The sequence below is a fragment of the Lentilactobacillus sp. SPB1-3 genome, assembly GCF_026913205.2.
Taxonomy (GTDB): domain Bacteria; phylum Bacillota; class Bacilli; order Lactobacillales; family Lactobacillaceae; genus Lentilactobacillus; species Lentilactobacillus terminaliae.
Genome location: NZ_CP168151.1, coordinates 1,074,133 through 1,096,270 on the forward strand (window position 1 = coordinate 1,074,133; position 22,138 = coordinate 1,096,270).

A 22,138-nucleotide genomic window follows, 5' to 3' on the forward strand; every position below is an offset into this window, starting at 1 on the left:
TAAAGTCTCCTGTGATTCACAAAAACTGCTGCGTTTTATGCTAGAATTATACTGTTTGAAAGTGAGCGATTATATTGAAAACAACAGTCTCAGCAAATAGTTTTGCTAAAATAATTTTATTTGGTGAGCATAGCGTAGTCTATGGTCACCCTGCTATTGCGCTCCCGCTTTATTCTGTCAATGTCACGGCTACCATAATTCCAGCCGAATCTGGTCAGTGGATTCGTAGTCGTTATTTTGACGGCCAAATTGCCCAACTTGGCGAAAATTTGCTAGGGATTAAGCGATTAATAGCTTGGATCTTAACCGATCTAAACCAAACTAGTTCTTCATTTACGATTCAAATTGAGAGTAAGATTCCTGCCGAACGAGGGATGGGATCGTCAGCAGCTACCGCGGTCGCAATTACTAGAGCATTATATAAATATTTTGATAAGACCATCACTAGGGACACTCTATTACAGATTGCCAACGTCGAAGAACAGGTAACTCATGGCAATCCTAGTGGTATTGATACTGCTACAGTCAGTTCTGAATATCCTATCTGGTTTGTTAAACATCAAGAAAATGAACAAATCGCATTTAATCTAACTTCTGACTATCTAGTAATAGCCGATAGTGGCATCAAAGGAAAAACGTCTGAAGCGGTCAACTTGATTGCGGATAATTTGATTACCGATGCCAACGAAATGCAACCATTGATCGATGATCTTGGTAAAATTGCTCTACAAGGTAAAACCGCATTACAACAGGCTGATTCTAAACTAGTTGGCCATCTTATGACTACTAGCCACCATCATTTACAACAATTGGGTGTTAGTACACCAACTCTAGACAAATTTGTTGACCTAGCAATTGCCAATGGCGCCTATGGTGCTAAATTAACTGGCAGTGGCATGGGCGGCTGTATGATTGCCCTGGTCGATTCTAATAAACAAGCGCATGAACTAGCTTCTGTTTTACAAGATGCTGGGGCAACTTCTACTTGGATTCAATCTTTTAAAAATTACGGTCACACTACGGGGGATTCAGATGACAACATCAGTTGATAATACCGCCAGTGCAATTGCACATACTAACATTGCACTTATCAAATATTGGGGAAAAGCTAACGAAAAGTTAACCATCCCCTATACCGGTAGCATTTCATTAACTCTAGATAAATTCTATACTAAGACTAAGGTCACATTTGATTCCCAACTACATGCCGATAAATTATTTGTTAATGGTACCGAGCAAACTAACCTGAAAAAAGCTGCCAGAGTGTTAAACCGAGTTAGGCAGCTTGCTGATACTAACAGTTTTGCAAAAATTGAATCTGAAAATTTTGTACCGACATCAGCCGGGTTTGCTTCATCTGCCTCTGCATTTGCGGCATTAGCTGGTGCTAGCGCAGCAGCAGCTGGATTAGAATTGGATAAACCGGCTTTATCCAGATTAGCTCGTTTAGGCTCTGGATCGGCTAGTCGATCAATCTTTGGTGATTTTGTCGAATGGTTACCCGGTGATAACGATGAGAATTCATTTGCTCAACCTTTAGAGAACGTGACGCTGACCGATATCGCCGTGGTTGCTGTGAAAGTTAACGCTCATCAAAAGACTATTTCCAGTAGTGAAGGCATGAAATCATCAGCACAGACTTCCCCTTACTACGCTGAATGGCAAAACGTGGTCAACCGCGATATAGTTAATTTGAAACATGCTTTAACTACGAATAATTTTTCTTTATTCGGTCAAATTAGTGAAGCAAACGCCATGCGGATGCACGCCTTAACGTTAAGCTCATTACCTCCATTCACCTACTTTGAACCTGGAACCTTAGAAGTGATAAATGAAGTCCAAGATTTACGAGCTCAAGGCATCGAATGCTACTACACGATTGATGCCGGTCCTAATGTTAAGATATTAACTCAAACAGCTAACATCCCTTTGATCAAAGACCAATTATCTAAGCAATTCAGTCCCACTAAAATCTCCGTGGCCCATCCTGGACCTGGAATCGAAGTAATAAAACATTGAAAGGAATTGATGGTTTGATTACAGCAAAAGCTCCAGGAAAACTATACATCGCCGGTGAATACGCCATTGTGGAACCCGGTTACCCATCGATTATTGTCGCACTTGATCAGTTTGTAACCATTCAAATTGAACGCAGTGAAGGATTTGGTAAGATCGTTTCTCACCAATATCAGGATGGTGCTATTAGATGGCGTAGAAATGGTTCCCAAATGGTAATCGATAATCGAGATAACACATTTAGTTATATTCTCTCAGCTATTTCTTTAACTGAGGAGTATGCCCAACTTTTAGGAAAAAATATGGCTGTTTATGATTTATTCGTAAATAGCCAACTGGACAGTCCAAGCGGTCGCAAATATGGTCTCGGTTCTTCTGCAGCAGTCACTGTTGCGACTATCAAGGCACTTTGCCAATTCTATGGTCTACCACTCACCAAAACCAAACTATTTAAATTAGCAGCTATCGCCCACTTAGAAGTTCAAGGTAACGGTTCATTGGGAGACATCGCCGCCAGTGTGTATGGTGGTTGGATCGAATACCGTTCATTTAATCGAGACTGGCTCTTAGCCATGCGTAATACATCAGACTTAGATGCAATTATTAATCAACCATGGCCTGAATTAAAAATTACCGAACTTACCCCGCCCGATGATCTGAAACTAATTATCGGCTGGACCGGAACACCAGCTTCAACTTCACACTTAGTCGACAAGGTAACCATTAAAAAGAGTCGTAACTACAAAGCTTACTCAGAATTCTTAAATGCTAGTAAACAATGTATTGAAGATCTGCTGATTGGATTTAATAATGGTGACGTTCAACAAATTGCGGCTGGTATCAAAGAAAACCGCCGAATTCTCAATTCACTTGCTGAATTTACTGAGGTGCAAATTGAAACCCCAATGTTAAAGCAAATGTGCGATATTGCCGTTGAAAATGGTGCCGCTGCCAAATCTTCTGGTGCAGGTGGTGGTGATTGCGGTATCGTAATCATTGATCGAAATTTACCAACCGATAATCTAATTAATGAGTGGCGAAACATTGATATTACTCCGTTACCATTAACGGTACATGAAATTACTGATCTTAGTTTTTAGGAGGAGATATAATGGTTTCACAACAATCACATCGTAAAGATGAACATTTATCACTCGCAGAACATTTTTACTCAGACAACACAAATAATTTCTCAGGTGTCCGCCTAATTCCAACATCATTACCTAAATATGGAATAAAAGACATTGATATTAGTACCAAGCTTGAGCAAATCAATTTTAAAGTACCTTTTTATATCAATGCCATCACTGGTGGTAGTGAACAATCTCAAAAGATCAATGCTCGAATAGCCAATATTGCTAAGCAAACTGGCTTAGCAATGTCAGTTGGTTCGCAAAGCATCGCAATTAATGATCCTGATCAAGTACCATCTTTCACCGTTGTTAGAGACATTAATCCTGAAGGTATCGTCATGGCTAACATTGGTGCCAACCACAACGCTGCTGATGCTCAAAAAGCGGTTGACATGTTGCACGCTGATATTCTTGAGGTGCATATTAACCCTACCCAAGAATTAGTTATGCCTGAAGGCGATCGTGAATTTCACTTCATCGAAAACATCAAAGACATGATTGTCAATGTCTCCGTACCAGTCATCGTTAAAGAAGTCGGTTTTGGCATGAGTCAGCAAACTATGACTGAGTTGGCAAATTTAGGTGTCAAAACCGTTGATGTCAGTGGTTCTGGTGGCACTAACTTTGCTAAAATCGAGAATTTCCGCCGGCCAAACAAAGATATGGACTATTTGTCCGCATGGGGACTTTCAACTATTGAATCATTAATTGAGGCCGCCCCCATCAATTTAGAAATGAACGTGATCGCATCTGGTGGCGTCAAAACGCCGCTAGACATCGCCAAGTGTTTTGCTCTGGGGGCCGATCTTGTTGGAATGTCTGGTCAAGTGCTTCACTTACTACTCAGTAATCACGATGATCAAGATGTAATCGATCAAATCAATGATTGGATTTATGGTTTAAAGGCCATTATGGTGTTAACCAATTCCAAAACGATCAGTGATCTTAAAAAAGCTGATAAGATTTTTGATTCTGAATTACTTAATTTTCAAAATCAAAGAAATAGTGGTTTGTATTAATCATTTTAAAAATAAAAAAGCGTTACGACAATTGTCGTAACGCTTTTAATTTACTCAGCCTTAAATCTTAATCCTTTAGGATAGAAGTTTTTAACTGTCTGACCAACTAACTTACCAAATCCAACTGGTAAACCAGCAAAGACTAGTTGGTACCAGCCCTTACTTAATTGTTGATCAATAGAAAATACATCCCCATGCACGTAGTCAGCCCACTGTTGGTGAGTAATTGGTAATTGCTGAGAGTTTTCTTCAGCAGTCAACGCCAATCCCAGGGCAAAACTTGGTTCAAAACGGCCTTTTTTAAACTCTCCAAGTGGCATTCCAATTCTGACAACTTTAACTTTACTCAAGTCAGGTAAATCATAATTACTAGCGAATAACAGATTTTTATAAACAACTAAACCGTCAAAATTTGCAGTAATGTGATTATCGGATAGGAATGTATTATATAAGTTTAATTCATCTTTACTAGGACGAACCAAATTCTTATTCTTCCAGAAAGACTTGACCTTAGAGGTGGTATCGCCGTTGCCTTTTACCAGCTTAGCAATAAAATGACCTTCTCCAGCGAAATGAAATGGGAACAAGCGGACACAATCCTTAAGACTTGGATCACCATTTCCCCACTCAGGACGACCATCATCCATTCCTGAGAACTTTTTGATTGGCTCGATGGTCAAATCAAAGTTTTCAAGCAGCCAGGAAATAATTTCTTCGTCTTCTTCTGGAGCGAATGTACAAGTTGAATAGATTAACTGACCACCTGGTTTAATAACCTTGTATGCCTCAGTTAGTATGTCTCGTTGGCGCTTGGTACATTGTTCAGGATAGTCCAAACTCCAATAATCCATTGCAGCAGGATCTTTTCTAAACATTCCTTCTCCTGAGCATGGTGCATCAACTAAGACCTTGTCGAAATATTCAGGAAAAGTTTGAGCAATCTTCTCTGGCGTCGTATTAGTAATGACCGCATTTCTCAAAGAAAAACGCTCGACGTTTTCAGCCAATACGCTGGCACGCTTGCTATTAATTTCATTGGCAACTAATATACCCTGATTGCGCATAAAACTTCCCAAATGGGTTGTTTTGCCCCCTGGAGCGGCACATAGATCCAATACCCGTTCTCCTGGGTTTGGATGTGCTACTTCGCCAACAAACATGGCGCTGGGTTCTTGACTGTATACCAAACCTGCTTGATGGGAGACTGACTTACCGTCAACTTTGCCAAAGTAACCAAATTCGCTGTGTTCAGCTGGACTATCTGTGTCGACAATTTCTGAGTAATCGACGTTTTCTTTTAATGGATTGATACGAAAACCATGACGGGACTCGCGGTCAAACCCATCAAAAAATTGTTTGGCTTCGGTTTCCCCTAATAGTGTCGTGTATTTTTGTTTAAAATCTGCTGGTAATTCCAATGTGTACGGCTCCTTTAAAAATTTAAATATCGTTCAGACCAATTGACCCGTACCATAATTTACGTTAGTATTAACGCCATATGGACTAAGGAGTGATACTTATCGCAAAAAAATTAATCGCCCTTGACTTAGACGGGACGACCCTAAACGACAAGCCAGAAATATCAGAAATGACCAAACAAGCAATTAAAGCCGCTCAACAAGACGGCTATATCGTCAGCATTGTGACTGGCCGGCCAAATCGAATTTCTGAAAATTTTTATGATGACTTATCATTGAATACCCCAATGATCAACTTTAATGGTAACTTGGGTATTTTACCACATAATCGTTGGGAACTGGAATATCAGTATACCATTGAAAAAGATATTGTCATGGATCTTTTGGAACAAAGTAAACAATTGGGAATCAATTTGTTGGCCGTTGAAGGCCGCAACATGTTCCTTGCCAACCACGGGGCTAAAAGTAACCTTGGCTTCTTCCCTAGCGTAATCAAATCAGATGAAATCTTGAATCAACATACACTGACTGATAATCCCATCAGTATCACGGTCGAATTACAACCGGATGCTAAACAAGCTTTTATTGACTATACCGAAACAAAATTTGGGGATGCCGTTGATGTTGCCCCTTGGGGTGGACCGCATCCAATCGTGGAAGTGACAACTAAAGGAATCAAGAAGTCTACGGGATTAAAAGTACTTGCTGATTATTTTGGTGTCAGTCAAAAGGACATCTACGCATTTGGTGACGAGGCTAACGATTTATCGATGATCAGTTACGCCGGCCATGGAATCGCTATGAAAAATGCCATTCCAAGTATCAAAGATATTGCTACTGATGTGACTGATTACACCAATGATCAAAACGGAGTCGCTAAATATCTTCGTGACCATATGGACATTGCCGTTGGGTTATAATTTTAAACACTATTAAAAAGCCAAGATAAAGTTACCTTTATCTTGGCTTTTTGTATATTAATCTTCCGGATGAAACATTCTGGTAGCAGCGACCGCTTGCCGCCATCCTGAATATAATTTTTCCTGTTTTTCAACAGACATCTTAGGATCAAATTCATCACCGATTTTAACATTGCGACGAATTTCATCAACATTATTCCAAAAACCAACTGCAAGTCCAGCCAAGTAAGCTGCTCCTAAAGCAGTAGTCTCTGAAATTAGTGCCCGTTTAATTGGTGTGTTTAAAATATCTGCTTGAAATTGCATCAAATAATTGTTGTTAGCTGCGCCACCATCAACTGCCAAAGCTTTGATATCGATCCCAGTTTCCTTAGCCATAGTGTCCACAACATCTCGGGTTTGATATGCTAATGAATCAAGTGTCGCACGCACAAACTGTGCTTTATTGGTGCCTCGAGTTAATCCAAGAACGGCACCTCTAGCATCTTGATCCCAGAATGGCGCACCTAAACCTGTGAATGCAGGAACCACATACACGCCATCGGTAGTTTCAGCCTCAATTGCCAGGTCTTCTGACTCTGATGACTTATTAACCATTTGCATTCCATCACGTAACCACTGGACAGCAGACCCAGCCACAAAAATGCTTCCTTCTAAAGCATAGTTAACTTTTCCATCCAAGCCATAGGCGATGGTAGTTAGTAACCCATTGTTTGAAAGAGTTGGTTCTTCACCCGTATTCATCACAATGAAGGCACCCGTTCCATACGTGTTTTTAACCATCCCTCTGTCCAAGGCCATTTGTCCAAATAATGCCGCCTGTTGGTCACCAGCGATACCGGCGACAGGAACTTGAACTCCTGAAAAGGTATACCCTGCAGTATATCCATACACTTCAGATGATTGTTTGACCTCAGGTAATAATGATTCTGGAATATTTAATTCTTGTAAGATGTCCTTATCCCATGCCAAATCATGAATATTAAATAGCATAGTTCGACTGGCATTAGTGTAGTCAGTCGCATGCACCTTACCACCTGTTAGTTTCCATAAGATCCAAGTATCGATCGTACCAAACAATAATTCTCCTCGTTCAGCGCGTTCCCTGACACCAGGAACGTTATCTAAAATCCACATAATTTTAGTTGCCGAGAAATATGAATCAATTACTAATCCAGTTTTTTCATGGATCATTGACTCTAGTCCCGAAGATTTTAATTTATCGGCAATTTCAGCAGTTTGCTTTGATTGCCAAACAATTGCATGATACACGGGTTCACCAGTCGTTTTATCCCAAATGATCGTGGTTTCACGTTGATTAGTAACGCCAATTCCCCGAACTTTGTATGGTGGGATATCTGCACCGATCAATGATTCGGAGATAACCGATTGAACTGCGTTCCAAATCTCGTTAGCATCATGCTCAACCCAGCCAGATTTAGGAAAATATTGATGGAATTCTCGCTGTGATTTAGAGACAATCTCCCCTGCATTATTGAACAAAATTGCTCGTGTGCTTGTGGTTCCCTCATCCACAGCCATTATGTATTGTTCATCACTCATTGTTTATCTCCGTTTCAATCATTTATTTACTCGAGTTACACTCCCACCATTATACAATATGGTGACCGGTTAGACCATTTCTATACAAAAAAAGACCCGTTTCCGGGTCAAATTTTATTACTTTTCATCACTTTTTAAAACGCCACCGACACTGTAACGGTTAGGTTGCATTTCATTTAAAATAATGTGAACGTGTTCTGCAGGTGCTCCAGTGTTCTTAACAACTGCACTGGTAACATCTTCGATAAGTCCCTTTAATTGATCCTGACTTCTTCCTGCAATTAAATCAATATTTACGATTGGCATATGCGCGAATCCTCCATTTGTGAATTTAAAAAGATTATACTGTAATTGTGGGAGCTTAACAACCTAGCCTGTCAAAAACGCCCAATAATCCGAAATTGATGTTACAATACCTGTATTAAAAAATTGGAGGTTCTCATGAAACCAATTAGAAATTATTCAGCATGTACCAGCATGATAGTTGGTAAAAAAGCCAGCATGGACGGTTCGATCATGATTGCTAGAAATGAAGACAGTAAGACTTCATGGCCTAAGAATTATGTAGTCCATCCGGAACAAACATTTACTGAAGCACCCGTTTTTAAATCAAATGACAATGGTTTTGAATTAACACTAGAGACCAGTCAAGCAAAATACACTGCTACTCCAGAATGGACAACGAAATATGGTCTATTTGAAGAAAATGGCTTTAATCAATATGGTGTGGCCATGAGTGCCACTGAAAGTACGTATACAAATGACCGCATCCTTTCAGTTGATCCACTTATTAAAGAAGGTATCGGTGAAGAAGCGATGATTACGGTAACTTTGCCATATGTTAAAACTGCCCGTGAAGGTATCCAAAGATTAGGCAAAATTATCGAAGAATTTGGTACTGATGAATCAAATGGTATTCTATTTGCTGACCACGATGAAGCTTGGTATATGGAAACTGGTGGCGGACATAATTGGGTTGCCATGAGAATTCCTGACGACGCTTATGTGGTGATATCTAACCAAATGGCTGTTCAAGATATTGATTTTAATGATTCAGACAACTTTATGTGGTCAGAAAACATCCAATCATTCGTGGCTGACAATCACTTAAATCCAGATTTAGAAGGAAAAACTTTTAATTTCAGAAAAATTTTTGGGACTGCTGATCTATCAGACACTTATTACAACACTCCAAGAGTTTGGTATGGTGTCAAAATGTTTTCACCAGATGAACATCACGAACCAACTGACCAAGATATTCCATTCATTCACCATGCTAACCGTAAATTAAGTGCCTATGACGTGCAGGACTTTCTTAGTTCTCACTACCAAGGAACTGAATTTGATCCCATTGGTGAAGGTGATGATGCCAGCAAGCATCGATTCCGACCAGTTAGTGTAGCCAAGACTCAAGAAGCACATATTTTACAAATTCGACCCGACATGCCAGTTGAAGCTAATATTCAGTGGTTATTAATGGGTGTCGGCGCACAAAGCGTATTCGTGCCGTTCTACGCTGGTGCCAATGACACACCGGTCACTTATAAGGACACTCCTGGAGAATTTGATCCAAGCAAAGCTTACTGGGTTTACAAGCAAGCTGGTGTTTTAGTTGATCCACACTACCTTGAATTAGGTGGCTTCTTAAGCGAAACACAACAAAACTTACGGATTGAATTCAATCAAAACATCATGGCGGCCGATAAAAAAATCAGGTCGTTGTCCGGAAAAGAGCTAACTGACTTTGTTACTGAAATTAACGCCAAGAATGCTCAAGCTGGTATTGATGGTTACAACAAATTAATTAGCAAGTTGATTACTAACTCAACCAACTTTTCACCAATCAACTACAAGCAAGATCTTAACTTATAATCTTGTCAAATCAAAAAGCGCTGAAGAATTAAATTCTTCGGCGCTTTTTTTGTAAGTAATAATTTATTTTTGAGCTTCCTCTTCGTAATCACCATTAGGACATACTACTTGAACTCCGCCCTTAACCTTCTTTTCAACTAAGAAGTGGCCATCCTTTGGACAGTCACGACCAATTGGCTTATCCCATGAGACAAAGTCACAATCTGGGAATCGTGAACAACCATAGAAAATTCGGTTCTTCTTTGATTTACGTTCAATAACTTGACCTTGATGACATTTAGGACAAATTACACCGATTTCTTTAACGATTGGTTTAGTGTTTCGACAATCTGGGAATCGTGAACAGGCGTAGAACTTACCATAACGTCCCATCTTGATAACCATCGGCGCACCACAGATATCACAATCGAATCCTGCAGGTTCATCTTTGATTTGAATTTTTTCCATTTTCTCAGTAGCTGAGTCAACTTCTTCAGAAAATGGCTTGTAGAATGAATCAACGACTTTGACCCAATCTTCAATTCCATCTTCGACCTTATCCAAATCTCCTTCAAGATTAGCCGTGAAATCAACGTTAACCACATCAGGGAAATACTTCACGATAATGTCATTAACGATTTCACCAAGCTCGGTTGGCTCAAATCTTCTACCAACTAACTTAACGTAATAACGTTTTTGAATAGTTTCAAGGGTTGGTGAATAAGTTGATGGTCGGCCAACACCATTTTCTTCAAGTGTCTTGATCAAAGTAGCTTCACTGTATCTTGCAGGTGGCTGAGTGAAATGTTGGTCTGGGTTAGTATTAGCTAACTTAACCTCATCTCCTTCATCTAGGTCAGGTAAGATATTGTCTTTTTCTTTACCGTCACCATAGACCTTCAAGAAACCATCAAACTTCATTTTTGAACCATTGGCTTTGAAAATAACGTCATTTTGTTCAATAGTGACAGCCATAGTATCCATTACAGCAGGTGTCATTTGACTGGCCATAAATCGTGACCAAATTAATTGATACAACTTGAATTGATCATTGTTCAAATATTCTTTCAAACTTTGAGGAGTTCTGAATACTGAAGTTGGTCGAATAGCTTCATGGGCATCTTGAGCCCCTTCAGGCATTTTACCCTTAATTGGTTTAGTAGCCGCATATTCAGCTCCGTACTTTTCATGAATAAAAGTAGACGCTTCATGCTTAGCAATAGCGGAAATTCTAGTTGAATCAGTACGCATGTACGTAATCAAACCTTGACTTCCTTCTTTACCAATGTTGATTCCTTCATATAATTGCTGAGCTGCCATCATTGTCCGTCTAGTTCTGAAGTTCAACTTACGGTTAGCTTCCTGTTGTAGCGTACTGGTGGTGAATGGTGCTTGTGGTTGGCGCTTACGCTCTTTACGGGTAACTTTAGTGATGTCAAAGGGTGCGTCCTTATCAATTTGTCCCAGAATCTTCTCTACGGCTTCATTGTTAGGTAATTCTTTCTTCTTACCTTTCACACCATAAAAACTGGCAGCAAATTGTGCACGGCCTTTTTTAAACTTAGAATCGATAGTCCAATATTCTTGTGGTTCAAAGTTTTCAATTTCTCGTTCTCGCTGAATGATCAACCAAAGAGCGATAGACTGAACTCGGCCAGCACTAAGGCCCTTCTTAACTTTTTGCCATAATAAAGGCGAAATCGAATAACCCACTAATCGGTCAAGAATTCTTCGAGCCTGTTGTGCGTCAACCAAATTCATATCGATGCCACGAGGATTCTTAAATGATTCCTTAACGGCATCTTTAGTGATTTCATTGAAGACTACTCGGTTTTTATCATCAGGATCTAAATCAAGAACATGAGATAGATGCCAAGCAATTGATTCACCTTCACGATCCGGATCGGCTGCCAGATAGACTTTTTTAGCTTTCTTAGCGGCTGATTTTAGTTCTTTGATCGTATCACCCTTACCACGAATCGAAATGTAATGGGGATCATAGTCATTTTCGATATCGACCCCCATTTTACTTTTTGGTAAGTCACGAACGTGTCCTTTACTTGCGACTACTTTATAAGAACGACCTAAGTACTTTTCAATGGTCTTAGCTTTCGCAGGTGATTCGACAATCACCAAGTTTTTCTGAGGAGCTTTTCGTTTGGTTTTAGACTTTGTTTTTGTCTTTGTTGCCATAATTTCTCCTTTCAAATATTTGATATTATTTTTAAATTATTATTGGGTTTTATTATTCACAAATCTTCAATATCATATTGCACTTGGATATATGTGTCAATATAATAACTCTTCTATAATATGATTTGCGTTTAGAACAGGTTTTGCTCCAGCCAATATCAGTTCATTGGTGCCAACGGATAATGGCGAAGTGATTGGCCCAGGAACGGCAAAAACATCACGGTTATTTTGCAGTGCCAAATTAGCAGTAATCAAACTGCCAGAATGGTTTTTAGCCTCGGTAACTAACACTCCTTGGCAAAGTCCAGCGATGATCCGATTACGTTCCGGAAAATGATGCTTTCTGGGACCAACATTGCTCATATATTCACTTAAAATCAGATGATGCGCCCCAATATATTTCTGGAGCGGTAGGTTTTCACTTGGATAGAATTTTGCAAGTCCTGTACCAATTACCGCAATCGTTTTGCCACCATTAGCGATTGTTAGCCGATGAATTACTGTATCGACACCCTTGGCAAGGCCTGACACCATCGTGACGTCTTTTAAAACTAATTCCGGAACTAATTGGTTAAGGACGACTTGCGAATAATTAGTCGGCAATCTACTACCAACAACTCCTAACATCCTACTTTGTAATAATTGTAAGTTACCTTGATAGAATAGTCCAATCGGTGGCAAATATGATTCTCTTAGTTGTTCAGGATAACGTTCATCATTTATAGCTAACCAATAATTTTCTGTCAGCTCTGGTGAAAAATTCTTTTTTTGAATTTCAAATGAATCAATAAATTTATCCTTACTTTTGCCAGTTATGCCAACCAACTTAGCAATAGAATCACCATTTAAAGCCGATAATTCAGACTTACTAAATTGTTTAACTAATTGATAAAGTTCCACCTGCTTCTTTAAACTAATGCCTTCACTAGTTTTAATCAAAAATAAAAAATCATTTAATCGCATATTATCACCTTTTTAGATAATAGATACGAAAATGATTTAAAACATCTCCGAAACTGGTGAAAAACTTCGCCGGTGAATAGGTGTCGCACCATACTTTCTTAATGCATCCAAGTGGACTTTCGTACCGTAGCCGGCATTATGTTCAAAATCATACTCTGGATATTGCTTGGCATAATCCAACATTAATTCGTCACGATACACCTTAGCTATGATACTAGCAGCAGAAACACTAATACTTTGAGCATCCGCCTTAACCATGTCTAACTGTGGCGTATTTACTGGCACATTCATCGCATCAACAATTAACTGATCAGGCTGGGGAGATAAATCTTGAACAGCTAACTTCATGGCCTGCCTTGCTGATTCATAAATGTTGATCCGATCAATCGTCTGACTATCCACCACACCAAAGCCAAATGCGACGGCTTCCTGCTTAATTAGTGGGGCTAACATCTCGCGCTTTTTTTGACTTAACTGCTTAGAATCGTTGACTTCAACTAAATCAAAATCACTCGGCAAGATAACAGCTGCTGCCACTACTGGGCCTGCCAATGGTCCCCGGCCAACTTCATCCACTCCGGCCACAAACTCTATGCCTTGTTGCCAGAGTTGTCTTTCAAATTTAAATCGCTTCTCGAATGCCACTAATTGTTGTTCGGATTTTTCAATCCGACTCTGAGTGCGCTTGATCAACTGGATAACACCTTTACGTTCATCATGACTCAACTGTGCAAACACTGGATCATCCAGGGCGGTAACTTCTGCCAATTGTTTAGAAATCTCTTTAATCGTTAGTGTCATCATTAGCCTCTAAATCAGCTACGCTATCTAATGTAAACCCGCCTAATTTACCCGCACGAGCATCTAAAATAATGCGATCACTTGCTCTTAAATAATCGTCTCTCATTCCAACATTCTGGGTAATTTTTAGCAGCATATCAACATCTGATAACTCAAAATCATCTTTAGTTAGTCGATAACGGTTCATTAAGCCTTCAGGCATAGTTTCTCTGAATCTATTAATGGCATACAACGCGATATCATCAGATGAAAAGGCATTTTCTTTGATAGCTCCCGTCAGTGCAAGTTTATTAGCCACCTCTTGAGTGTCAAATTTAGGCCATAAAATTCCGGGAGTATCTAGTAATTCAAGCTTATCGCTAGACTTTAGCCACTGTTGTCCCTTAGTAACCCCTGGACGATTACCGACTTGAGCTGCCCGACGATTAACCAATCTATTAAGAACCGTTGATTTTCCAACGTTAGGCACACCAACGCTAATGGCACGAATTGGTCGACTCTTCATTCCCTTAGCTTCTTCTCGAGCTAATTTATCTTTTAAGATAGGATTTACTTTATCCAAGACAGCGTTAGGACCAAACTTCGTCTTGGCATCGACAGCCATTGCTGGTTGATTAATTGATGCAAAGTATTGTAGCCATTCCCTAACTCTAGTCTCGTCCGCCAAATCCCGCTTTGTCATGATATATAGATGTGGCTTATCACCACTAATTCTCTTAACCTCAGGGTTCATTGACGTTAATGGAATTCGAGCGTCTAAAATTTCAAACACCACGTCCACTAAGGTGATATTTTCTTCAAATTGTCTGATGGCCTTAGCCATATGTCCTGGAAACCATTGTATGTTAACAGCCATTGTTAACCTCCGTATTATTGTTCATTATATTCGTTAAATGCTTTATCAAAGATTTCCATACTAGGTAAATAGCCAGCATTTTCCTCTAAATACTTTGATATTTCTTCAAAATCCTTAGACTGCTTGGGAAATGATTGATCATAAAAAGCATTGTTTGCGAATTCGGCAACTTCGTCATTGCTACCTGGATGACGCTTTGTCATTAAGAATTCATAGAATGTTCTTCTCATTTGTTAACTGCCCCATTTCATTACTGTGCTGGTAACAAGATTTTAAATTTAAACTTACCAGCACCAGCCATATCAACTTTCGTTGCTTTAAAGTTCAGCCCATTTTTACCATTTAAGTTGGTAGTATTCAAATATACTTGCTCAGTAGCGGGATTGATAGTGACCCAACTTGGAAAGTGATAACTTTGCTTAACATATAGCAAGACTAGCCTCAATGGCAAAGATTGTCTACCAATCGATAATTTTTTAGCTTTCAATTCAACGTTACCATTGTTGGTAACACTTGGTGTGAATTCTAAAGCATATGGGACGTCAGAACCTAATAATTTGAATTTCCCATAAACGATTCCACTATCTTTTTGAAGTTGAAACCGGTATTTAACGTTGCTAGCCTGTTGTTTTTGTAAATCGCCAAGATACACATCCGCTAATTCATTTATCTGGTTCTTATTCAGGGTCAAATCTATTCCTTGTCTGCTGGAATACTGGTTCGTGGGCTCTTTAGTATTGCCCGAAAACATCATCACTACCACGACAATCATACCAGCAACTATCAATCCAATTAAAGTAAAGAATGCCACCTTATAAGGTTTACGTGTTTTTTGAGTTCTTTTCATGTTATCTCCTTAATTCCGCAATCTGAGTGCTCATAACTTTATACAATTTATCAGTCATAATTTCATAACCATGTTTGTTAGGATGGAAATGATCCGTTGTTGAAATCAAATCATTTTGATTTGATCCATTACCGCCAAACAAGGCCAATATTTCTGCATCACTCAATTTGCCGGAAAAATCCATTTTGCTGCCAGCCTGTTTTTCGAGGCGATTCTGTTGTGATCTGCTTTGATACTGACCGTCAGAAATCTCTTTGTCGATTGACACAAAATAAGCATTATTTTGATTTTTAATAACATTTTGAGTAACTTTATTCGTATCACTCACGGCTTGTCCGATTAATTTAACTTGTGGCAAATATACGTAAACCGGATTATATATGCCAAAAACAAAAATTTTTGCATCAGGATTTTGTCGGCGAACATCACCAATTAACTTTTGCACTCTACTAGAATAATCAGTTTCAAAAGTTTTTAGACGCGATTTCATGGTCACATTGTTACTGAGCATGGCATTTTTTCTTAAGAATTGCATCAAATCATTGCCACCAAAAGTCATAACAATGACGTTTGACTGTTTTAGATTCTTTTGTAATCGCTGCTTTTTGTTAACTCTGGCATCAATCTGGGTGCTGGTCTCACCAGCAATTCCGAAATTAGCCGTCGTTACTTTAATGTCTGGATGATTCGATTTAATTTTTTTATTGATCATATATACATACCCGCCCCGATTATTCGGGTCACCAACTCCTTGAGTTAATGAATCACCAACGGCAGTTATGTTCACAGGTTGGGGCCGTCGTTTAGCCACATGTTTCGTTGTTGAAAGATGCTGGTACCCAAACCAACCACCAAAACCAATAATCACAATTAAAATCAGTGCTATCACTGAATATTTAGCTTTATTTTTCATGAGCGTCCCTTAATTTACAAAAAACTTTAACTTTACCAATAACAAAACAAAGACTGGTACAAAACATCCGTTTTGTATCAGTCTCACAACCATTTTCTAGTAGTCTTCTAGATAGAATAATGCAAAAGCACCTTCGCCAGCATGAGTAGTAATTACTGGTGAAGTAACCCGATAAAGAAACGGAACATCAGCAAATGTTTGTTTTACCTTATCAGCAACTTCTGAAATAAAATCTGTTGAGTTGACGTATGAAATGTTAACAGCCTGAATTGGACCGTTTTCCTTAATTTCGTCAATTGCATTGTTAAAGTATTTCTTCATGGATTTCATACCACGAAGTTTAGAAACAACTTTTAAGTCGCCATCATAGACTGAGAGGACGATTTTAATATTCAACAAGTTTGAAATGGCACCAACAAATGGATGTAGACGGCCACCCTTAACAATGTTATCAAGGTTCATCACACCCATATACATCTTAGTGTGAATTCGAACCTTTTCTAACTCAGTTAAGATTTCATCGACAGTGTTTCCAGCCTTGGCCATTTCCCCGGCTTTGACAACTTGGAAACCAAGTCCGCGATCGGTATTACCACTGTCAATAACAGTAACATCAGCAGACGATAATGTGGCTGCTTGGCGAGCTGCGTTAACGGTCCCACTTAAGCCTTCCATCATGTTGATACTAAGCACTTTACTGCCGTCTTTACCTAATTCATTAAAAGCGTCAACAAATCGACCAACTGGTGGCTGACTAGTCTTTGGCAAGTTATCAGCCGTAATCATTTGTTTAACGAATTCTTCTCTAGTAATCGTTTCACCATCAACATAGACAGTTTCATCGATCATAACTGTTAGTGGAATTACTGTGATTCCTAAATCATTAATTTCTTCTTCGCTTAATTGTGCAGATGAATCTGTAACAATTTTAACGTTTGCCATATTTAGCCACTCGTTTCCTTTTAAAAATAAAATACCAATTGTTATTATAGCAAAAAACCACCGATGACGCATGATGATTTCTTGACTTAATCGACACGATCATAGATTTCAAAAGTATGCGGATACTTATTTTTTTCATCAACTATTCCTGGAGTTTCAGCAACTAATTTAAAATGTGAATAGTCAACTGCAGGCATACTTGTATCACCTGAAAATTCCGCATCGATTTTAGTTCGATATAACCTATCAACTTGATCCATTAATTGTTTAAAAACATTCGCGCCGCCCAGCACAAAATAATTTGTTTCTGGATTGTCTGAAACTATTGATAAAAAACTGGTGATATCCGGTAAAACTTGCACGCCATCAGGAAAATCACTTTTAGATGAAATGACGTAGTTCGTCCGACCCGGTAATGGCCGATTAAAGCTGTGAAAGGTTCTTGATCCGGCAACGATTGGATGTCCCATTGTGGTCTGTTTAAAGAAATGCATGTCGTCAGGTAGATGCCAAGGCAACTTTCCCTGATTGCCGATAATACCATGACTGTCTTCAGCCCAAATAAATGATATCATTCTACTTCTTCCCTTCTACACCGCAACTGGAGCTTTAATTGCTGGATATGGGTCATAATTTTCAACTTTAATATCTTTCAACTCAAAATCATCGATATTCGTCTTATCAGGATTTAACCACAATTGAGGTGCCTGACGAGGAGTTCTTGTCAATAATTCTTTAGCTTGTTCAATATGGTTAGAGTAGATATGTGCATCCCCTAAAGTATGCACAAACTCACCAGGTTCCAAACCAGTTTCACGCGCAATTAACATAGTTAATAAAGCATAACTTGCGATATTAAATGGAACTCCAAGGAAAATATCTCCAGACCGTTGATACAACTGGCAACTAAGCTTGCCATCGGCAACATAAAATTGAAACATTGTGTGACAAGGAGGCAATGCCATTGATGGAACATCCTCAGGATTCCATGCTGAAACAATCATCCTTCTAGAATCAGGATGAGTTTTAATTTGATTGATGACATTTTGGATCTGATCGATTGTCTCACCAGTAGAAGTTTGCCAAGCCCGCCATTGACTACCGTAAATCAAACCAAGGTCACCGTATTTTTTAGCAAAATCGTCATCATTAATGATCTGCTCACAAAACTTGTTTTTTTCGTCTTGATAGATGTCATTGAATTCAGCATCTTTCAAAGCCCGATGCGCAAAATCAGTCATGTCTGGACCATTGTAATCATCGGAAGCTACATATTTTTCGAATGCCCACTCGTCCCAGATGTGGTTTTTGTGTTTTAACAAATATTGAATATTAGTATCACCCTTTAAAAACCACAACAATTCACTCTTAATTAAACCAAATGGGACTTTCTTAGTTGTTAATAATGGAAACCCTTTGGATAGATCAAAACGCATTTGATAACCAAAGGTACTGAGTGTTCCAGTATTAGTCCGATCAGTTTTTTTATTTCCGTAGTCTAAAACGTAGCGAACTAAATCTAAATAAGCATCTTCAAGCATAAAACAGCCTCCAATAATTAATTGTCAAATTGAGAAAGATATTCCCAACGTTCCATCTTGTCGTTTATTTTACCATCAAGTTCATCATTTTGTTTCTGAAGATCTGATAATTTACCATAATCACTACCATCAACAGTGGTCATTTCCTCTTCTACCGCAGCCTTTTGGGATTCCAACTTGTCAATATCCTGCTCAATAGTAGCATATTCCTTTTTCTCCATATAAGTTAACTTGGTTTTTTCTTTAGACTCAGTTACTTTTTCTGGAGTATCTTCGAAACGTTTGGCCTTATTACGCTTTTTGTCATCAACCCTAGTTTGTGCCAACGAGGCTAAATACTCACTAAATTGTCCTCTGTGTTCGGATACCTTACCGTTACCTTCAAATATCAATAAGCGATCGGCAACTTTGTCCAAAAAGTATCTATCATGAGAAACCGTGATAACTGTTCCCTGAAAATGATTAATATAATTTTCGAGAACAGTTAATGTGGAAATATCTAAATCGTTAGACGGTTCATCCAACAAAAGAACGTTTGGTTGTTCCATTAACAATTTAAGTAAATACAGTCTTCTTTTTTCACCACCGGAAAGCTTACGAATCAATGTACCATGCATGAACTTCGGAAACAGAAATTCTTCAAGTAATTCAGTGACACTGATTTTTTCACCATTGTTGTTAGTCACTTGTTGACCAACATCACTAAGATATGAAATTACTCGTTTGTCTTCATCAATAGGTTCCGTAATCTGACGATAATAAGCTAATTTAACTGTCTCTCCAATTTTGATAGTCCCAGAATCAAGTGGTAAATCACCGGCAATGGCATTCAAAAGAGAGGTTTTACCAGCTCCGTTTTCTCCAGAAATCCCAATTCGCTCGTTTCCTTGAATCAGAATGCTGAAATCTTTTAATATCGGCTTGTTATCAATATTAAGATTAGCATCCTTGATATTGATAACTTCTTTTCCTAGCCTTGACTGTCCCAAAGATACTGTGACATCTTCATCAACTTGTAAGTTACCCACATTATCTTTAAGTTCGTTGAAGCGATTGATTCTAGCTTGTTGCTTAGTTGAACGGGCCTTTGCCCCAGCCTTCATCCACGCCAACTCTGATTTATAAAGTTGTTGTGCTTTGTGCTCAGCTTCAATTTCTGTCTGAACCCTAGTAGCTTTTTGTTCTACATAATCTTGATAATTACCCGTGTATTCAAAAAGCTTACCAAAAGATAATTCAAAGATTTTGGTTGCCACTTGGTCCAAGAAGTAACGATCATGAGTAACCAACATGATGGCACCCTTATAGCCGCTTAAATACTTCTCTAACCAGTCAATTGAGTCAAAGTCCAAATGGTTAGTCGGCTCATCGAGAAGGAGCAAATCAGGTGATTCAACGAGGACTTGGGCTAAAGCCACCCGACGCTTTTGGCCACCTGATAATTCACCGACTTTTTTATCGTAATCATTTATTTTTAACTGCGTCAAAATTGTTTTAACATCACTTTGCACATTCCAAGCGTCATCTTCATTCATTCGCGCTTCGGCTTTTTCATAGCGATTGATAATCGCTTCATCATTGGGATGAGCAGAATATGCATCAACTGCTTGTTCATAGTTTTTAATTGTTTGATATATTTTTTGTGATCCACTAAAAACAGCTTCCATGATTGGTAAGCTATCATCTAAATCTGGATTCTGTGTCAAATAAGCGATCGAATACGCTTTGGAAGTGATGATATCTCCAGTAGAATCATTATCACGACCAGATATGGCATTTAATAATGAAGTTTTTCCTGTTCCATTAGTACCAATTAGTCCTATTCGGTCATGTTCATTGATAATGAATCCAAGATTATCAAATAAAGTTTTTTCACCATACGTTTTTGTTAAATTCTCTACCCGCATCGTTTCCATTTAATTGCTTCCTTCACCTTTAATTGATTTAGCCGCTGTTAATAATTCAACATAATTATTATTAAGCTTATTTTCGACCACTGACTGCTCCAAATTATTTAAAACCTGTCCCAGTTGTGGACCTGGCGTTAAGACTTTGTTAGTTATCAAGTCTTTAGCAGAAATCGCTAAATCACGTTTTGTTTTAATTTGTAATTGTTTATATTTACTTGCCAGTTTGTCCGGTTCAATTGGCAAACTTAAAATCTGCGCCAAATGATCTGCAGCAACGACCGCTGTTTCACCAGCTTTGTATAATTCTAGATTTCCTGCTTGACCTTCTGCGACCTCGTTTAATAAGAGTGCTGTCTTACTGACTTCTTCTGTTAATTGATTTGAACTTTTCCAGTTCCGCATAAATTTATTTATTCTTGCTTGATCGTACTTAAAGCCAAAGGCAAACAAGGCCCAAATTTGAATCTCGTCCAATCCCGTTAATGGCAATTGACTTAATTGCTTTAGGGCAGTTTCTTGATCTTTAAAATCGGGAACATGTTTGGCCAAGCCCATCTCAATCATTTTGTTCAATCCAAGGTTAGGACGAACGCCCATCATCATTTTGACAAACTCTTCATGGATTCGTTCGATTGCAATTTTTTCTAACAAATGTGCGTGTCGATCAATTGCTCCTTCTGTTTCAGGCTCAATATCAAAATCAAGTTGACTTGAAAATCGAATCGCTCTCATCATTCGTAAAGCATCTTCATTAAATCGTTCATCAGGGACGCCTACTGCGCGAATCAAATGATTTTTCATATCATCTAATCCGGAGAATAAATCTGTTATCTCACCATTCTCGCTAAGTGCCAAGGCATTGATCGTAAAATCTCTTCGCTTTAGATCTTCCTCTAATGATCTGACAAATGTGACTTCATCTGGTCTCCGATAATCTTGATAAGTAGATTCAGTTCTAAACGTAGTTACTTCATAACCATTTCCATGGTCTAAAACCATTACTGTTCCATGTTGAATTCCGGTATCAACAGTTCTATCAAAAATTTGCTTAACTTCTTCTGGATACGCACTAGTTGCGATATCAACATCATGAATTTCTCGGCCAAGGATGGTATCTCTGACCGAACCGCCAACAAAATAAGCCTCAAAACCGGCGGCTTCAATTTTTCTAAGAATTGGTAATGCTTCTTCAAATTCAATTGGAAATTTATTTATCTTCACAATAATCGCCATCCGTACATTAATTTACTCA

At 38.7% G+C, this 22,138-nt stretch carries 21 protein-coding genes; 6 read left to right on the forward strand and 15 right to left on the reverse strand.

The window, feature by feature from the left end:
* Nucleotides 1-74 precede the first annotated feature (74 nt).
* From mvk to fni, 4 genes are read left to right on the forward strand one after another with little or no spacing between them, the layout of a single operon-like run.
* A complete protein-coding gene (mvk, locus tag O0236_RS05405; protein ID WP_268913087.1) occupies nt 75-1,049 on the forward strand; it encodes a mevalonate kinase in 975 nt (324 codons plus the stop codon).
* Nucleotides 1,033-2,019: a diphosphomevalonate decarboxylase gene (gene mvaD / locus O0236_RS05410; protein WP_268913088.1), complete on the forward strand. Its 987-nt coding sequence runs from the start codon at nt 1,033-1,035 to the stop codon at nt 2,017-2,019. The genes mvk and mvaD overlap by 17 nt, the downstream gene beginning before the upstream one ends.
* Before the next feature lie 14 nt (nt 2,020-2,033).
* Nucleotides 2,034-3,116, forward strand: a complete 1,083-nt coding sequence (locus O0236_RS05415) for a phosphomevalonate kinase (RefSeq protein WP_268913089.1) — start codon at nt 2,034-2,036, stop codon at nt 3,114-3,116.
* An 11-nt stretch (nt 3,117-3,127) separates the two neighbouring features.
* The gene (gene fni, locus O0236_RS05420) at nt 3,128-4,168 is read left to right on the forward strand and encodes a type 2 isopentenyl-diphosphate Delta-isomerase (protein WP_268913090.1); all 1,041 of its coding nucleotides are present in this window, start codon (nt 3,128-3,130) and stop codon (nt 4,166-4,168) included.
* 50 nt (nt 4,169-4,218) lie between these two features.
* On the opposite strand, the gene O0236_RS05425 is transcribed toward fni, so the two are convergent.
* Nucleotides 4,219-5,586, reverse strand: a complete 1,368-nt coding sequence (locus tag O0236_RS05425; protein WP_268913091.1) for an RsmF rRNA methyltransferase first C-terminal domain-containing protein — start codon at nt 5,584-5,586, stop codon at nt 4,219-4,221.
* 92 nt (nt 5,587-5,678) lie between these two features.
* Between O0236_RS05425 and O0236_RS05430 the strand changes: the two genes are divergently transcribed.
* The gene (locus tag O0236_RS05430) at nt 5,679-6,506 is read left to right on the forward strand and encodes a Cof-type HAD-IIB family hydrolase (protein ID WP_268913092.1); all 828 of its coding nucleotides are present in this window, start codon (nt 5,679-5,681) and stop codon (nt 6,504-6,506) included.
* A gap of 57 nt (nt 6,507-6,563) precedes the next feature.
* On the opposite strand, the gene glpK is transcribed toward O0236_RS05430, so the two are convergent.
* The gene (gene glpK / locus O0236_RS05435; RefSeq protein ID WP_268913093.1) at nt 6,564-8,069 is read right to left on the reverse strand and encodes a glycerol kinase GlpK; all 1,506 of its coding nucleotides are present in this window, start codon (nt 8,067-8,069) and stop codon (nt 6,564-6,566) included.
* A gap of 117 nt (nt 8,070-8,186) precedes the next feature.
* Nucleotides 8,187-8,375, reverse strand: coding sequence for a 2-hydroxymuconate tautomerase (locus O0236_RS05440; RefSeq protein ID WP_125008177.1), 189 nt, complete (start codon nt 8,373-8,375; stop codon nt 8,187-8,189).
* Between the two features lie 135 nt (nt 8,376-8,510).
* Between O0236_RS05440 and O0236_RS05445 the strand changes: the two genes are divergently transcribed.
* Nucleotides 8,511-9,941 carry a C69 family dipeptidase gene (locus O0236_RS05445; RefSeq protein WP_268913094.1) on the forward strand — a complete coding sequence of 477 codons (1,431 nt, stop codon included), beginning with the start codon at nt 8,511-8,513 and terminating at the stop codon, nt 9,939-9,941.
* A gap of 63 nt (nt 9,942-10,004) precedes the next feature.
* Here the strand turns inward: O0236_RS05445 and topA are convergent, their stop codons facing one another.
* From topA to O0236_RS05505, 12 genes are all read right to left on the reverse strand, one after another.
* Nucleotides 10,005-12,113, reverse strand: a complete 2,109-nt coding sequence (gene topA, locus O0236_RS05450) for a type I DNA topoisomerase (RefSeq protein WP_268913095.1) — start codon at nt 12,111-12,113, stop codon at nt 10,005-10,007.
* A 96-nt stretch (nt 12,114-12,209) separates the two neighbouring features.
* Entirely contained in the window at nt 12,210-13,076 is an 867-nt protein-coding gene (gene dprA / locus O0236_RS05455; RefSeq protein WP_268913096.1) for a DNA-processing protein DprA, read from the reverse strand.
* A 36-nt stretch (nt 13,077-13,112) separates the two neighbouring features.
* Nucleotides 13,113-13,880 (reverse strand): ribonuclease HII, encoded by a 768-nt coding sequence (locus O0236_RS05460; RefSeq protein ID WP_268913097.1) that lies wholly within the window; start codon nt 13,878-13,880, stop codon nt 13,113-13,115.
* Nucleotides 13,861-14,733 carry a ribosome biogenesis GTPase YlqF gene (gene ylqF / locus O0236_RS05465; protein ID WP_268913098.1) on the reverse strand — a complete coding sequence of 291 codons (873 nt, stop codon included), beginning with the start codon at nt 14,731-14,733 and terminating at the stop codon, nt 13,861-13,863. Before ylqF ends, O0236_RS05460 begins: the two co-directional genes overlap by 20 nt.
* Nucleotides 14,734-14,747: 14 nt before the next feature.
* Nucleotides 14,748-14,963, reverse strand: coding sequence for a YozE family protein (locus O0236_RS05470; RefSeq protein WP_268913099.1), 216 nt, complete (start codon nt 14,961-14,963; stop codon nt 14,748-14,750).
* A gap of 20 nt (nt 14,964-14,983) precedes the next feature.
* Entirely contained in the window at nt 14,984-15,580 is a 597-nt protein-coding gene (locus O0236_RS05475) for a YpmS family protein (RefSeq protein ID WP_268913100.1), read from the reverse strand.
* A 1-nt stretch (nt 15,581) separates the two neighbouring features.
* Entirely contained in the window at nt 15,582-16,493 is a 912-nt protein-coding gene (locus O0236_RS05480) for a GDSL-type esterase/lipase family protein (RefSeq protein WP_268913101.1), read from the reverse strand.
* 96 nt (nt 16,494-16,589) lie between these two features.
* Nucleotides 16,590-17,435 (reverse strand): DegV family protein, encoded by an 846-nt coding sequence (locus O0236_RS05485; protein ID WP_268913102.1) that lies wholly within the window; start codon nt 17,433-17,435, stop codon nt 16,590-16,592.
* An 86-nt stretch (nt 17,436-17,521) separates the two neighbouring features.
* Nucleotides 17,522-18,010 (reverse strand): dihydrofolate reductase, encoded by a 489-nt coding sequence (locus tag O0236_RS05490; protein ID WP_268913103.1) that lies wholly within the window; start codon nt 18,008-18,010, stop codon nt 17,522-17,524.
* 15 nt (nt 18,011-18,025) lie between these two features.
* Nucleotides 18,026-18,976: a thymidylate synthase gene (locus tag O0236_RS05495; RefSeq protein WP_268913104.1), complete on the reverse strand. Its 951-nt coding sequence runs from the start codon at nt 18,974-18,976 to the stop codon at nt 18,026-18,028.
* Nucleotides 18,977-18,993: 17 nt separating this feature from the next.
* On the reverse strand, nt 18,994-20,892 hold the full coding sequence (locus O0236_RS05500; protein WP_268913105.1) for an ABC-F family ATP-binding cassette domain-containing protein: 1,899 nt from the start codon (nt 20,890-20,892) through the stop codon (nt 18,994-18,996).
* Nucleotides 20,893-22,119, reverse strand: coding sequence for a CCA tRNA nucleotidyltransferase (locus tag O0236_RS05505; protein WP_372791029.1), 1,227 nt, complete (start codon nt 22,117-22,119; stop codon nt 20,893-20,895).
* Nucleotides 22,120-22,138 lie beyond the last annotated feature (19 nt).

What these genes read in the sequence shown, in the direction of transcription:
- mvaD (WP_268913088.1), top strand. Translation starts at nt 1,033, where the DNA reads ATGACAACATCAGTTGATAATACCGCCAGTGCAATTGCACATACTAAC.
- fni (WP_268913090.1), top strand. Translation starts at nt 3,128, where the DNA reads ATGGTTTCACAACAATCACATCGTAAAGATGAACATTTATCACTCGCA.
- glpK (WP_268913093.1), bottom strand. Translation starts at nt 8,069, where the DNA reads ATGAGTGATGAACAATACATAATGGCTGTGGATGAGGGAACCACAAGC.
- O0236_RS05440 (WP_125008177.1), bottom strand. Translation starts at nt 8,375, where the DNA reads ATGCCAATCGTAAATATTGATTTAATTGCAGGAAGAAGTCAGGATCAA.
- O0236_RS05445 (WP_268913094.1), top strand. Translation starts at nt 8,511, where the DNA reads ATGAAACCAATTAGAAATTATTCAGCATGTACCAGCATGATAGTTGGT.
- topA (WP_268913095.1), bottom strand. Translation starts at nt 12,113, where the DNA reads ATGGCAACAAAGACAAAAACAAAGTCTAAAACCAAACGAAAAGCTCCT.
- dprA (WP_268913096.1), bottom strand. Translation starts at nt 13,076, where the DNA reads ATGCGATTAAATGATTTTTTATTTTTGATTAAAACTAGTGAAGGCATT.
- O0236_RS05460 (WP_268913097.1), bottom strand. Translation starts at nt 13,880, where the DNA reads ATGATGACACTAACGATTAAAGAGATTTCTAAACAATTGGCAGAAGTT.
- ylqF (WP_268913098.1), bottom strand. Translation starts at nt 14,733, where the DNA reads ATGGCTGTTAACATACAATGGTTTCCAGGACATATGGCTAAGGCCATC.
- O0236_RS05470 (WP_268913099.1), bottom strand. Translation starts at nt 14,963, where the DNA reads ATGAGAAGAACATTCTATGAATTCTTAATGACAAAGCGTCATCCAGGT.
- O0236_RS05475 (WP_268913100.1), bottom strand. Translation starts at nt 15,580, where the DNA reads ATGAAAAGAACTCAAAAAACACGTAAACCTTATAAGGTGGCATTCTTT.
- O0236_RS05480 (WP_268913101.1), bottom strand. Translation starts at nt 16,493, where the DNA reads ATGAAAAATAAAGCTAAATATTCAGTGATAGCACTGATTTTAATTGTG.
- O0236_RS05485 (WP_268913102.1), bottom strand. Translation starts at nt 17,435, where the DNA reads ATGGCAAACGTTAAAATTGTTACAGATTCATCTGCACAATTAAGCGAA.
- O0236_RS05490 (WP_268913103.1), bottom strand. Translation starts at nt 18,010, where the DNA reads ATGATATCATTTATTTGGGCTGAAGACAGTCATGGTATTATCGGCAAT.
- O0236_RS05495 (WP_268913104.1), bottom strand. Translation starts at nt 18,976, where the DNA reads ATGCTTGAAGATGCTTATTTAGATTTAGTTCGCTACGTTTTAGACTAC.
- O0236_RS05500 (WP_268913105.1), bottom strand. Translation starts at nt 20,892, where the DNA reads ATGGAAACGATGCGGGTAGAGAATTTAACAAAAACGTATGGTGAAAAA.
- O0236_RS05505 (WP_372791029.1), bottom strand. Translation starts at nt 22,119, where the DNA reads ATGGCGATTATTGTGAAGATAAATAAATTTCCAATTGAATTTGAAGAA.